Origin of the sequence: Citrobacter freundii complex sp. 2024EL-00216, from assembly GCF_043945515.1 — a bacterium.
GTDB lineage: Bacteria > Pseudomonadota > Gammaproteobacteria > Enterobacterales > Enterobacteriaceae > Citrobacter > Citrobacter portucalensis.
On sequence record NZ_JBIMRA010000018.1, the window covers coordinates 23,145 to 36,628 of the forward strand.

Sequence of the window (13,484 nt, forward strand, 5' to 3'; positions counted from 1 at the left end):
GGGCGCAATATGGCTACAGCAACCCCGATTAAAGGCCGCAAGGGCGGCAGTTCCAGTTCCCGAACCCCTACCGAACAGCCTGATGATCTGCAATCTGTAGCGAAGGCTAAAATCCTCGTTGCGCTTGGGGAAGGGGAATTTGCAGGGCAATTAACCGGAAAAAATATCTACCTGGACGGCACGGCGTTGGAAAACTTCGACGGCTCCCAAAACTTTAGCGGCGTAACGTGGGAGTTTCGCGCGGGAACGCAGGCACAAAATTACATTCAGGGTATTCCCGGTACCGAAAACGAAATCAATGTTGGAACTGAAGTATCAAGCGCTACTGCCTGGACGCGCACCTTCACCAACACCCAACTATCAGCCGTTCGCCTCCGACTGAAATGGCCTTCACTGTTTAAGCAGGAGGACAACGGTGATCTGGTAGGGTATTCCATCAATTATGCGATAGACCTGCAGACTGATGGTGGAACCTGGCAAACCGTTCTTAATACCAGCGTAACCGGCAAAACGACGTCTGGTTATGAGCGCAGCCACCGTATTGATTTACCGCAGACTGGCAGCACCTGGACAATCCGACTGCGTAAGATCACCACTGATGCAAACAGCGCGAAGATCGGCGACACGATGACGCTGCAGAGTTTTACCGAGGTGATTGACGCCAAGCTGCGCTACCCGAATACCGCACTGCTGTACATCGAATTCGACTCGAGTCAGTTTAACGGTTCAATACCGCAGATCTCCTGTGAGCCTCGCGGGCGCGTGATCCGTGTTCCTGATAATTACGACCCTGAAACGAGGGCTTACAGCGGTACATGGCAGGGCGCGTTTAAGTGGGCCTGGACTGATAACCCTGCGTGGATATTTTACGATCTGGTGATTACCGATCGCTTTGGTCTGGGTAATCGCCTGACTGCAGCCAACATCGATAAATGGACGTTGTACCAGGTGTCGCAGTATTGCGATCAGCCGGTACCGGATGGAAAGGGTGGAAACGGGACCGAACCACGCTATACCTGTAACGTCTATGTTCAGGACAGGAATGACGCTTACACTGTGCTGCGTGACTTTGCGGCTATATTCCGGGGTATGACGTACTGGGGCGGTGATCAGATTGTTGCGCTTGCCGATATGCCGAGAGATGTGGATTACGCTTACACCCGCGCTAACGTTATCGACGGACGCTTTACCTATTCCAGCAGCACGACAAAAACGCGGTATACCACGGCACTGGTTTCCTGGTCTGATCCGGGTAATGCCTATGCGGATGCGATGGAGCCGGTGTTTGAGCAGCCTCTGGTGGCCCGGTACGGATTTAATCAGCTGGAAATGACAGCGATTGGTTGTACCCGGCAGTCAGAAGCAAACCGCAAGGGGCGCTGGGGCATTCTCACCAACAATAAGGATCGCGTTGTTTCGTTTGATGTCGGGCTGGACGGAAACATTCCGCAGCCGGGATACATCATCGCCGTGTCAGACGAGCTTCTGTCCGGCAAAGTTATGGGCGGCCGCATCAGTGCCGTTAACGGTCGTGTGATAAAACTTGACCGCGTTGCTGATGCAGCAGCAGGTGATCGCCTGATTCTCAACCTTCCCTCCGGCGCGTCACAGAGCAGGACTATTCAGGCGGTTAACGCGGAATTTGTCACAGTCACCACGGCATACAGTGAGACGCCACATGCCGAAGCTGTATGGGTGGTTGAGTCAGATGAACTCTACGCCCAGCAGTATCGTGTTGTCAGTGTCTCCGATAACAATGATGGTACCTTCTCGATTACCGGCGCATGGCACGACCCGGATAAATATGCCCGTATCGATACCGGAGCCATCATTGACCAGCGGCCGGTGAGTGTAATCCCGCCGGGTAACCAGTCGCCGCCGGCTAACATTGTGATCAGCTCGTTTTCAGTGGTGCAGCAGAATATCAGCGTCGAAACCATGCGTGTGAGCTGGGACCAGGCGCAGAATGCTATCGCCTACGAGGCACAGTGGCGCCGCAATGATGGTAACTGGGTAAACGTGCCGCGCAGCTCCACCACCTCATTTGATGTATCGGGTATTTATGCAGGGCGCTACCTCGTGCGTGTGCGTGCCATTAATGCCGCTGAAATTTCCTCTGGCTGGGGCTACTCCGAAGAGAAAACGCTGACGGGCAAGGTGGGAAATCCACCGAAACCTGTCGGCTTTGCGACAACGCCGATCAACTGGGGGATTCGCCTGAGCTGGGGATTCCCGGCTAACACCGGGGACACACTGAAGACGGAAATTCAGTACACCGCGAACAGTGATTTCTCGAATCCTATTTTGCTGTCGGATGTGCCTTATCCGTCTGCCGAATACACCCAACTGGGATTAAAGGCGGGGCAGGAATTCTGGTATCGCGCGCAGCTGGTAGACAGAACGGGTAATGAATCAGGCTGGACCGACTGGGTTCGTGGCCAATCCAACGCGAATGCTGACGACTACCTGGGCGATATTGCTGATGACTTCCTGACTTCTGCAGACGGTGACCGCCTGACAAGCGACATTGATACCAACCTCGAAGCCGCGTTGCAGAATGCGCTGGCCAACCATGCAACCGTGGAACACCAGTGGGCGCAGTATGGTGAAGTACGCGCGGATATTCTGGTGGTCAAAACGACTATTGCAGATGTTGATAAGGCGATGGCTGAAATGTCCACTCAGGTGCAGGCGCAGTTCAATAATGTAACTGCCGCGCTGGAGGATAAGCTTACCGCCGTGGTTGATGCTACCGGAGCATCTGCAATTTATACCCTCAAAACCGGAGTCCGGATTAACGGCGTGATGTATAACGCCGGAATGTCGATTGCGGTGCTGGCGGAATCGGGCAAGCCGGTAGTCACCCGTGTCGGGTTTAACGCCAATCAGTTCGTCCTGATGAGTGGCAGCGGCGATACGCAATATTCACCCTTTGCGGTGGTCAATGGTCAGGTCTTTATCAGTGATGCATTTATCCAGTATAGCCAAATCACGCTGGCAAAAATTAAAGAATTGCGATCAGAAAATTACGTTCAGGGACAAACGGGCACCATCATGAAATCGGACGGAACGTTTGAAATGAATGGAGCAGTTGCCGGGGAGGGGGCAATGAAAATTACCAACACAACCCAGAGCGTTAAGGACGGGAATGGCGTCCTTCGCGTGCAGATTGGGAAATTAACAGGAGTGTTTTGATGGAATGGGGGATACAGACATGGGACGCTAATGGCGTCCCTAATAACTACGGAATCAAACCAATCAGCGTAGTTGGTATAATCGACCTGTTAGTGGATCAGAAAACCGGCTCTTATTCTTTCAACCTGGAACCTGGCCTGAAAGTTGGCTTTACAGTAGGGACTGCGGAGGCTGCAAGTTTGATTGCGTACACAAACAAAAGAAACATTCTTGCTTCCGGTAACACAATTACAATTCAGCCATCAACGGGCGACGGTGTTAACGACTATCCTGCAAATCAGGTTCAGCTGATTGTTTTTGCGGAGAAGGTGTAATGGCAAAATATGGTGTTTTGCTAGCGTTACCCAATGGAAATCCTTTTGTTACTCCGGATTCCACACCATTGACACTTTATAAAAAAGTGTCGTTAAACTCACAGTATAATGGTGATTTTAACTCTGCGGTTATTGAGGAAAATATTGTTAATCAAAAAGCAGGGATTGTATTCGCAAGAACAAGTACTGCGGCAAAAATCTCAGCCGTAAAAGAAGGGAGCTTATTTAATGTTTCTGCTTCGAACTACAGAAGGGCTGCTTTTACTCTTGAAGCATATTTTTTCGCAATAACTCCGCAAACCTTACCCAGTCACGGTATCGCTATATGGGACGAATCAGGCACACTGGTTCTTACAAACGAATCAAGGGTATTGACAGATCTGACAACTATCGGGACACCTGGAGCGGCTACGGGTGGAATTAATATCGATGTCACAATGCCGGGGAAATGGGCCGTAAATCCGATGGGGCTGGGATCTGTCATCATCCACGCTGGTTCTGCACCAGGTGGACAGCCAATATTTCAGTCCGTTGATGTGGGGACGGGTTGCCATGACGACACTGGTGGTACAAGAATTAGGGGGCAAAGTTCAACCACCGCCAGTGGTGCCACTATAGGGTCAACGAATAGCGGAATTGTGATAACGGCGATAAACACAGCCGCATATGATTAAACCGATCGATTTAAACGATCAATTTTAGAATATTGATCTATTAAAACTATTTTTATTATTCAATGCTATTGGTTATTTTTTGTTTAAACAATTAACTCTGGTGTCGAAATGAAAAATATAATTATTCCAGTTACTGTCTGCCTGGTGCTTTCAGCCTGTTCAGGACCTGTCCTGGAGAAACAAAAACCGGTTTGTCAGGCTGAGTTAATGTCAGGTGGGTTGACCCAGTCAGTACAGGTCTACGGTGTGCGAAAAGTTGCTAATCAGACTGAGTACAGGGCCGGTTATCCCTTTAACTGGCGATGGGTGAATAAAAATAACTTCACCCGTTCGAATTGCCTTCAATGAAATACCAAAAATAACCCGCTCCGGCGGGTTTTTTATTATCTGAATTCAGGAGATATCCATGTCAGCAGGAACTTTAACCCTGACGAATAACTCTGCTGCGGTCGCTGGCAATGGGACTGCGTTTACCACAGAGGTGGCGGCCGGAGATTTTATTGTTGTCACTGTTGGCGGCGTTCCCTATACGCTCCCGATTAAATCAGTGGAAAGCGGTACAGCGTTGACGCTGGTAAGCAATTTCACCGGGCCAACACAGACTGGCGCAGCCTGGTCTGCAGTACCCCGTGTGGCGCTGAATATGGTCACCGCGGCGCTGGTGACGCAGAGTGCAGAAGCTCTGCGTGGACTTAATTACGACAAACAGAACTGGCAGAGCCTTTTCAGCGGTAACGGTACTGTAACTGTCAGACTTCCTGATGGTACCTCATGGAATGGTCCGGCCTGGAATGGAATTGTTACTGAGCTTGCTAAGAAACTTGATAAAAATAGTAACCTGAGTGATGTAAGTGATAATGGTGAAGCGAGGAATAACCTTGGCTTAGCATATGGGAATACTGCTGGTACTGTTGCTCAGGGAAACGACAATCGTTTGAACACAATAAATGGGAAATCTGGAGGTTCTGTAAATGGTAATGGCGCATTTGATATTCCGTATCCTGATGAATTAAATAGACAGGGTGGGATAGTAAACAGCCGTATTTTGGTTGGAGGTGCGATGCGAGCATTTTTCGCACATTATGTAGTGACAGAGAATGCTATCCGCAGAGGGGTACTGCATGTGCAACAGGATGATGGTCCAGCTGCCGTCCAGGCCGCATATTATTTCGATACTACAGGTAATGCGGTTGCACCTGGAGCCTGGGTTCCGACTTCAGATATCAGGTTTAAGGATGAGGTATCAATAATCGAATCTCCTGAGGAAAAAATGAGAAATATCAGGGGGTGTACCTGGATTAGAAAGGACACTGGAAAATGGGGTATCGGATTTATTGCGCAGGATGTAAAAAAATCATTTCCGGAAGCTGTAACGGAAGGCGGTGACAAAGAGCTTCCAGATGGAACGGTGATTTCTGGCGTACTTTATCCTGACACTTATGGCGTTGCGGCTGCACTACACCATGAGGCTATCCTTACTTTGATGGATAAGATAGAAAATTTGTATTCAGAAGTTTTAGCCCTGAAAAGTAAAGGAAAGGGTTTATGAGTAAAACCAGCAGGATGCTCAGGTGTAAAAATGATGGTTGCCGCAATCACACCGTATGCAAGAGCATGACTGCGGCGACTGGCAAACGTCCGATAGTGCGAGTATTGAATGATGGCCAGTCACGGCGGATTGTACTTAAGCAATATGACGGTTCAAGGTGTTTAATCTGAAACCAGCCACATATCAGCTTCTTCAAACATTTCCTGAACAGTACGGCTTATCTGTTCCTTCTCATGCTTGCTGGCGTCAGTGTTGATCGCCGGCAGTGTCATCATCGGTTTAACCCGAACATCAGCATCGGGGAAGATCCGGTGAACCATCTTAGTTAACTCGCCCAGAATGATATCTTTTGCACCAGGCAGACCATCAAAATTCCTTTTGTCATAAACGAGTTCCACGAACATTGCTTATTGCTCCTTTACTGGATGGATATACAGTATTTATACTGTGTTTTTATCCGGTATTCAAGAGAGGGCGTGATGATGCCACGACGCAGCGATATTGAAATAGCCTGGTATGCTTCGATACAGCAGGAACCAAATGGCCGGAAGACCGTCACCACGCAACGGTTTGTCCAGGAACTGAGCAAGGTTAACTGGAACTGGACGATGAAGCAGGCCAACGAATGGATCGAGTGGTATGTGACAACATTCCGCGATGTATCAACGCAGGAAGGCGAGAATCGTACCTTCCAGCTGTTCAATCCAAACGGAGGACTATAGCCATGGGCTTTCCTTCACCTGCGGCAGATTACGTTGAAACAAGGATTTCCCTTGATCAGCAGCTTATCAGTCAGCCCGCAGCGACTTACTTCATGCGTGCATCACGTTCACATTTCAGGGAAGGAATAATCCAGGGGGCGCTGCTTGTTGTTGATGCGTCACTTTCTCCCTGTGATGGCTCGCTGCTGATATGCGCGATAGACGGGGAATTCAGGATCAAGCGATATCGGACTCATCCTCAGCCCCACCTCGTTAATCTGGAGAACGGGAGAAGGGAGGCGCTGCCAGCAGATGATGATGGTTACAGTTCTGCACCCGCTATATTCGGGGTGATCACGTACATCATTAATGATGCCAGGAACGCGGAGTTTGATGATTGCCCGGTGATGTAGATAAAAACATATCCATGGGGAAGGATAATTATGCTTTTTTGGTGGCTATTTAACCACTCATTACTTTGTTGGCATTTAAGTTAAAAATATTAGATATCAATCACAAAGATTTGATGACAACCATCTTTGTAATGACTATAAAGTTACCCACTCGCTAGGGATAAAGCGTATCCAATATGCATTGCTGTGTAATTACGGGGTCTGTTGATGTCACCAGACCCTGTCTTTTCATCATCGACTACACACAGCTGTTATCCTGCCATGTGAATTCTAATTTGGGCGGGGTTTCTCCCCAGTAATTCCCCAAAGTTTCCCCGTGCAAAAGACAGGCATAAAAAAACCAGCCGTAAAGGCTGGTTCTTAAAGGAGTTTTTGGTCGGCACGAGAGGATTTGAACCTCTGACCCCCGACACCCCATGACACCACTTAAAGATGAAAAAACTCAAAGCCTCGATTGTATAAAGTTATTAAAGTGATAATAACACCAATAGCTATGAAGAGAGGATGTTCTTTGACTATTGAAGATAGCCATAAAGGGTGTAAGCTCAAAGGCTTATACCATTTGTTATCAGTCTTGAGCGAGCGGTCATGAACACGTTCTGCAATGTCGCTAATAATGTTAACCTTGCGAAGCGTAGACATTTCTAATTCGCGATATTTCCCGTTGACATAAGCTTCTGCCTCATCAGCTCCTGCCATAACGTCTTTATCGGCAATATTGTTTTTATCAACAATAGCCAATAATCGCCCTTTGCGACCACTTTTGCCCTTGTGCTGGATGTAGTCTCTTCCATAAATTGAATTGGCAACGCGAGCAAGGTCTAATTTCCGATCATCGGAAAGCAAAAATGGTTCGCCGCCAAGAACAGAAAATCTATGCTCAAGTGCCTGGAACCCATAATTATTATCCCTCATATTCCAGTGCATAAAGAGAAGCGTTGCATTGAGGCGAAGAAATTCGAAGTATTTATTGAGCATATGATGCTCAAGGCTATCCAAATTTTGTGGGTCTGCTACATCAAGCTTTAATAGTTCGGCGGAGCGATTGAGTGCCCAATGGTGAGTTTGCGCGCTGCTCAAGTTACGCACAGCTATCGAAGTTATTCGAGTAGAACGACCACTAGGTGCATCATAAAAGGATTCGCAAGAGTAATGAATAACGTAACAATGCGCGGAGTTTGCGAACGCTTTGTTAACTGAGGTAATACTTTCTTCACGATCTCTAATCAACTGACGGATTGACGAACCCATGGCATTCCTCATGCAAAAAAGCCCGCGAATGCGGGCTTTTAATTCACTAAAGAGCCGCGGCTCCTTTGCGTATCCTTTTTTGTCCCCTCACCGTCTGGTCGGTGTCCTGCTGAGACTGCTAACTTCCTGTTTTTGTTAGTGCTGTCCTGGCACTGTCCAATCATGATTGGTGGAGCTGGCGGGAGTTGAACCCGCGTCCGAAATTCCTACATCCTCGGCACTACATGCTTAGTCAGTCTTTACATTCGCCTGGCACCTGCGGACAGACACGCCACTACCAGACTAGCCTGATTAGTTTTAACGCTTCAACCCCAGGCAGGGCCTCCACGCGATCTCTTTTGGGTTTGACCTCTCTTTGATCCCCGTCTTAAGAGCGGAAGCTAGGGAGAGAGGGCTCAGAGCAGGTTATTAAGCTGCTAAAGCGTAGTTTTCGTCGTTTGCGACTATTTTTTTGCGGCTTTTTACGAGGCCAACCGCCCCTCGGCATGCACCTTGGGTTTCGCGAATCCCGTCGAATCCAGAATCAGCCCCAATGTGTTAGAGCAAGTATAACAGACTTGTGACACGCGTGACCAGCCCCCGCAACCCCTAATCCTCAAGGATTTAGCGCTCGCGCAGCGCTTCTTTTGCGCGATTAAACGGTTTGATTAAATAGTCGACGATGGTTTTTTCACCTGTTTTTATATCCACTGTGGCAATCATGCCAGGTACGATGGAGAAATGGCGTCCCAGTTTGTTCTGTAAGAAGTCCTGATGCGTGCGGATAAACACGCGGTAATAGAAGATTTCCGGTTTCACTTTGTCCTGAATGGTGTCCGGAGAGATGGTTTCGACTACGCCTTCCAGTCCGCCGTAAATGGCGTAGTCATAGGCGGTTATCTTTACCAGCGCCCGCTGGCCGGGATGGATGAACGCGATATCACGCGGCGACAGGCGCGTTTCTATCAGCAGATGATCGTCCAGCGGCACAATCTCCATCATCTCGCCGTTGGGCGGGATAACGCCGCCGATGGTGGTGACCTGGATGTTTTTCACAATACCGCGCATCGGCGCGCGTACGGTCAGGCGGGTGACGGAATCCTCGCGTCCTTTTAAAATCGCCGCCAGCATATCCACTTCGGCGTTGGCCTTTGACAGCGCTTCCCGCGCCTGCACGAAATATTGCGAGCGCAGGTCGGTGATTTTTAATCCCAGATCGCTTTTTTGTCGTTGCAGGCGCAGCACTTCTACGTGGCTGGCGGCACCGCTTTTCTCCAGCCGTTGGGTGATGGCCAGTTCTTTATTTACTGAGACCAGTGCATCTTGCAGTTCTGCCATTGAATCCGCAAGCTGCGCGCGGCGGCTTTTATACAGGCGAGTTTCGGAGGCGATGAGATCCGGCCAGGCGCGCAGTGAATCGGGAAAGACCAGCGGCAGATCGTTAACTTCGGCATTAAGCCTTGCGCTGGAAGCCAGTGAGGCGCGATAACGGGCGGCGCTCTCCCCAACATTGGACTCAGAACGGGTGGGGTCGAGGCGGGCGACTATTTGATTGGCCTGCACTTTATCTCCCTCGCGTACCGTAAGCTCGGCGAGAATGCCGCCATCCAGCGACTGCAAGACCTGCTCTCGCGAGCTGGGGATCACTTTTCCGCTGCCGGTTGAGACTTCATCCAGCTTGCCGAAATATGCCCAGATACCCAGGACGGCAAACAGCAGCGTGCTGAGCAGAATAATACGGCTGGCCCCGGAAAAACGGTGCTCGCGGCGGATATCGAGGTCGTCCATGGCGGCATCATGCGGATTGGTTTTCATTTTTCCACTCCCGACCGTGAGTTGGGGCGGGTGCCCGGCTCGCATTTAATGCCTGCGCTTTCGGGGCATCCATAACCAGTTGGCCTTCTTTTAATACCACCACGCGTTCGACCAGCTCCAGAACCGGTACGCGATGGGTGGCGACAATCAATGTGCGGTTGCCCAGCCACTGGTTCAGGCGCTGAATAAACTCCCGCTCGGTATGTTCATCCAGCGAGGCGCTGGGTTCGTCGAGCAGCACGATATTGGGCGATCGCAGCAGCATTCTTGCCAGCAGGATCGACTGCCGTTGTCCACCGGACAAACCGTTGCCGCCCTCCATAATGGGATGCGCCAGCCCTTTGGCGAGCTGTTTAACGAAAGCTGCCGCGCCGCTGACCTCCAGCGCTTCGAAGATCTGCGCGTCGTTGGCATGCGGTGCGCCGAGGGTCAGGTTCTCGCGCAGGGTGCCGAAAAACAGCCGCGCGTTCTGGCTAAGAAAACCGATGTTGCGGCGTAAATCAGCCATATCGATCTGCGCCAGACTCAGGTTGTCGAGCCGGACATCGCCCTGGATAATCTCCACACCACCCGCCATGGCCTGCAGCAGGGTTGATTTCCCTGCACCGTTACGCCCGAGGATTGCCACGCGCTCGCCGGGCATGACCTCCAGGCGCGAGATGCGCAGCGGAACGCGCTGATCGTCGCTGTGGTAGCGAAAGTGTGCGTTCTCAAACAGATAATGACCGTGAAAAATCTCCTGATGCACCCGGTCTTCATCGTACTGTGTTTCAGTGGGGAGCTGCATGATGCTATCCAACCCCATCTTCGCCGCCTTAACCTGTTGCCAGCGGGCTAGCACGCCGCACAGATTAGCCATTGGGGCAATCATTCTGGAACCGAGCATCGAAGCGGCCACCACGGCCCCGGTGGTCATCGTGCCTTCAATGACCATCGGCGCGCCGAACATAATGATCGCGGCGTAGACCAGACTTTGTACCGACATGCCCCAGCCAATCAGCCCCTGAGTCAGCCTGCGCGTGCGCAGCCCGGACTCTCCGGTAATGCGGATGTAGCTGTTCCACTGCTGTAAAAAGCGGTTTTCCGCCTGCATCAGCTTGATGTCTTCCAGCCCCTGAACGCTCTCGACCAGCACCGCGTTGCGCAGGGTGGATTCATGGGCAGCCTGGTTGGCGAGCACCGCCAGCTTTTTCTGTAACAGCAAACCGGGCAGGATCATCAGCAGGGCCGCGACGGGCGCTATCCATGCCAGAGGCGGGGCGATAAAAGCCAGCACCACGATAAACAAAAAGAAAAACGGCAGATCGACAATGGTCGACATGGTCGAGGAGGTGATCATCTCGCGAACCTGTTCCAGCTCGCGCAGTTGAGAAATGAAGCTCCCCGTCGAGCGGGGGACGGCGCTGTTGCGCAGGCGCAATGCATGGCTGAACACGCGATCGGAAATGCGCATATCGGCGCGTTTGCCGAGCAGGTCCATTATGTGGGTACGCGCTTCGCGCAGCAAAAAGCCAAACAGCACCGCCACCAGAACGCCAGTGGAGAGAACATACAGCGTTGGATAAGACTGGGCGGGGATCACCCGGTCATAAACCTGCATGGAAAAGATAATCCCGGCGAGCGACAGAACGTTAATCAGAAAGGCGGCAATCATGACCGGCAGATAAGGACTAATGTCTTTTAACACCAGTTCGCGCATCCAGTCGGGCTTGAAGCGCGAAATATAGCGGTCTACCCGACTGTCCTTCAGCGCCGACAGCGGGCGCATCGCGGTAATACTCACGATCTCCGGCAGAAGCTCTGCGACCGTGAGCCGGTTACGCTGGCCCTCTTCGGCGATGATAAACACATCCAGTGCATCTTCGCCGTTGAAATGTTCTATCACCATTAGCTGGCCGTCGCGCAGTTCCGCCACCACCGGCAGACGCCACTGACCGAATACCTGCGTGGCGGTATTCAGCGCATGAAATGACAGTCCCGCCTGACGCGCCAGTTGCGACAGGGCTGTGGCCCGGCTTTTTCCCGCAAACCACGGGGCGTTGGCCTGGATTGCGCCGGGAGAACAGGCCACGCGATAGTGATTGGCAATATGCGTCATCGCCTGCGCCCACTGGCTAAGAGCGTGTTCGCTAATCGCATCTTCTGCATGTGAATCGAGGTCGCTCATAGCTTGATCTCCACCGATTGAATGCTGCGATTATTTAAGGCGAACGCCTGGCGAAGCGAGCCAGTGTTATAGAGGCAGTTCAGCTGGAGCTGGCGCAGCTGGTTTTGAGTCTGGAGTTCGGCAAAGCGGGCCTGATACACCTCTTGCTCGGCGTTAAGCACGTCGAGCAGCGGGCGCGAACCGAGGTCCAGATACTGCTGTTGATAAAGCTCGCGCGTTTGTTCACTCAGTCGCTGCTGGCGGCGCAGAATCTGCAGGGCGGTGGCGAGGCTAATTGCCTGGCTGCGGGACTCCAGTAATTTTTGTCGTACTTCGAGTCGGGTGCGCTGGATGGAGTATTGTGCAGACTCTACCGCATGGCTGGCGGCGTTGCGCCTGGCGGTGAGTCCGCCCCCCTGATACAGCGGCATCTCAACTTTTACCCACGTGGAGTACTGGGTTTTGTCGAGCACCTCATGGCTGGGGTATTTGTCGTTGAGATAATGCTGAACCGACGGTTCCAAAGAGATGGTGGGCGTCATCTGCGCGTTGGCGTAATCGAGATTTGCCTGTGCCACATTCGCTTGCGCCCAGGCCGCCAGAACCGCGGGAACCAGTTTATCTTCCGGTTTGACCACATCGCAGCTGTTGTCCAGTTTGGCCGGGAATTCGTTGCTGATGCCGTTAAGTGAGTTCCAGCCGAGGTAACTCATCAATGTGGCCTTACTGCTGTCGAGATTGGCCTGATACTGCGCCAGCTGAGAACGCGCAGACTCGATACGCGCATCGGTTTGCACCACGTCGGACAGCGAGGTTGCCCCTTCATCATTGCGTTGTCGGGTCAGTCGACCAATGTCGTTTAAGGCGGTGAGCTGTTCTTCGGCGGCGTCCACCATTTGCTGCCACGTCTGCACCTGGACTATCGCGTTGGCGGTTGCGTGGGCGATGGTATCAATACTGAGTAACACATTCGCCTGCTGTTGTGCGGCTCCGGCTGTCTCGGCGCGGACCTGGCTTGCCACTTTGCCGAAGTCGTACAGCATTTGTGACACCGAAATAACCAGCGCCGGGCTAAAGCCGTGGTCGGTATAGGTATTGCTGTAACCGTTATTCATTCCGGCAGAAACCTGCGGGTAATATTTCGATTTCGCCACGTCGATCTGTTCGTTTTGCGAAAGCAGTTTGCCGATCGATTCACGAATAGAAGGATGCCAGCTCACGGCACGACTTACCGCGTCGTTGAGCATCAGGTTGCCGGGGGCGGCAGCGCTCAGCGGCAGATCGGCAACCGCGCCGTCCAGCGAGGGAAGCATCTGGCTGGTGGCCAGTCCTTCCGGCGTAATAATTTGCGGTTCATCTTCGGCATTCACCCGCAGGGTACAGAGCGTTAATGCCAGAAGTAATGCAACAGGCATGACTTTTCCCATATCTCATCCCTTTCAAACTA

Annotated in this window: 10 protein-coding genes, 1 other RNA gene and 2 pseudogenes; 6 read left to right on the top strand and 7 right to left on the bottom strand. The window is 51.6% G+C overall.

Going from position 1 to position 13,484, the window contains the following annotated elements:
- The first annotated feature begins 9 nt into the window (after positions 1-9).
- The 5 genes from ACHHZ7_RS19460 to ACHHZ7_RS19480 all read left to right on the top strand — a co-directional run bounded on the left by ACHHZ7_RS19460 (position 10) and on the right by ACHHZ7_RS19480 (position 5,732).
- Positions 10-3,195: a host specificity protein J gene (locus ACHHZ7_RS19460; RefSeq protein ID WP_395149160.1), complete on the top strand. Its 3,186-nt coding sequence runs from the start codon at positions 10-12 to the stop codon at positions 3,193-3,195.
- Positions 3,195-3,509, top strand: a complete 315-nt coding sequence (locus ACHHZ7_RS19465) for a hypothetical protein (protein WP_003826224.1) — start codon at positions 3,195-3,197, stop codon at positions 3,507-3,509. The genes ACHHZ7_RS19460 and ACHHZ7_RS19465 overlap by 1 nt, the downstream gene beginning before the upstream one ends.
- Positions 3,509-4,183, top strand: coding sequence for a hypothetical protein (locus ACHHZ7_RS19470; protein WP_395149161.1), 675 nt, complete (start codon positions 3,509-3,511; stop codon positions 4,181-4,183). The genes ACHHZ7_RS19465 and ACHHZ7_RS19470 overlap by 1 nt, the downstream gene beginning before the upstream one ends.
- Positions 4,184-4,291: 108 nt before the next feature.
- Positions 4,292-4,531, top strand: a complete 240-nt coding sequence (locus tag ACHHZ7_RS19475) for a cor protein (RefSeq protein ID WP_354676261.1) — start codon at positions 4,292-4,294, stop codon at positions 4,529-4,531.
- A gap of 58 nt (positions 4,532-4,589) precedes the next feature.
- Positions 4,590-5,732: a tail fiber domain-containing protein gene (locus ACHHZ7_RS19480; protein WP_395149162.1), complete on the top strand. Its 1,143-nt coding sequence runs from the start codon at positions 4,590-4,592 to the stop codon at positions 5,730-5,732.
- A 161-nt stretch (positions 5,733-5,893) separates the two neighbouring features.
- Here the strand turns inward: ACHHZ7_RS19480 and ACHHZ7_RS19485 are convergent, their stop codons facing one another.
- Together ACHHZ7_RS19485 and ACHHZ7_RS19490 are read right to left on the bottom strand one after the other, a co-directional pair.
- Complete coding sequence (locus ACHHZ7_RS19485; RefSeq protein WP_284243161.1) at positions 5,894-6,136, bottom strand: DinI family protein; 243 nt, start codon at positions 6,134-6,136, stop codon at positions 5,894-5,896.
- A 93-nt stretch (positions 6,137-6,229) separates the two neighbouring features.
- A pseudogene (locus tag ACHHZ7_RS19490) lies at positions 6,230-6,349 on the bottom strand (hypothetical protein); the annotation flags it as partial.
- Here ACHHZ7_RS19490 and ACHHZ7_RS19495 point away from each other — a divergent pair.
- A pseudogene (locus tag ACHHZ7_RS19495) lies at positions 6,341-6,846 on the top strand (S24 family peptidase). The pseudogenes ACHHZ7_RS19490 and ACHHZ7_RS19495 sit on opposite strands and share 9 nt — an antisense overlap.
- A gap of 426 nt (positions 6,847-7,272) precedes the next feature.
- Here the strand turns inward: ACHHZ7_RS19495 and ACHHZ7_RS19500 are convergent.
- The 5 genes from ACHHZ7_RS19500 to ACHHZ7_RS19520 form a co-directional block, all read right to left on the bottom strand.
- A complete protein-coding gene (locus ACHHZ7_RS19500; protein WP_284243163.1) occupies positions 7,273-8,097 on the bottom strand; it encodes a hypothetical protein in 825 nt (274 codons plus the stop codon).
- Between the two features lie 167 nt (positions 8,098-8,264).
- Positions 8,265-8,628, bottom strand: a transfer-messenger RNA (tmRNA) gene (ssrA, locus tag ACHHZ7_RS19505).
- Positions 8,629-8,700: 72 nt separating this feature from the next.
- Positions 8,701-9,864 (bottom strand): HlyD family efflux transporter periplasmic adaptor subunit, encoded by a 1,164-nt coding sequence (locus tag ACHHZ7_RS19510; protein WP_085951585.1) that lies wholly within the window; start codon positions 9,862-9,864, stop codon positions 8,701-8,703.
- A 7-nt stretch (positions 9,865-9,871) separates the two neighbouring features.
- Positions 9,872-12,058 (bottom strand): type I secretion system permease/ATPase, encoded by a 2,187-nt coding sequence (locus tag ACHHZ7_RS19515; RefSeq protein ID WP_060683398.1) that lies wholly within the window; start codon positions 12,056-12,058, stop codon positions 9,872-9,874.
- Complete coding sequence (locus tag ACHHZ7_RS19520; RefSeq protein ID WP_060683399.1) at positions 12,055-13,464, bottom strand: TolC family outer membrane protein; 1,410 nt, start codon at positions 13,462-13,464, stop codon at positions 12,055-12,057. The genes ACHHZ7_RS19515 and ACHHZ7_RS19520 overlap by 4 nt, the downstream gene beginning before the upstream one ends.
- Positions 13,465-13,484: the final 20 nt, after the last annotated feature.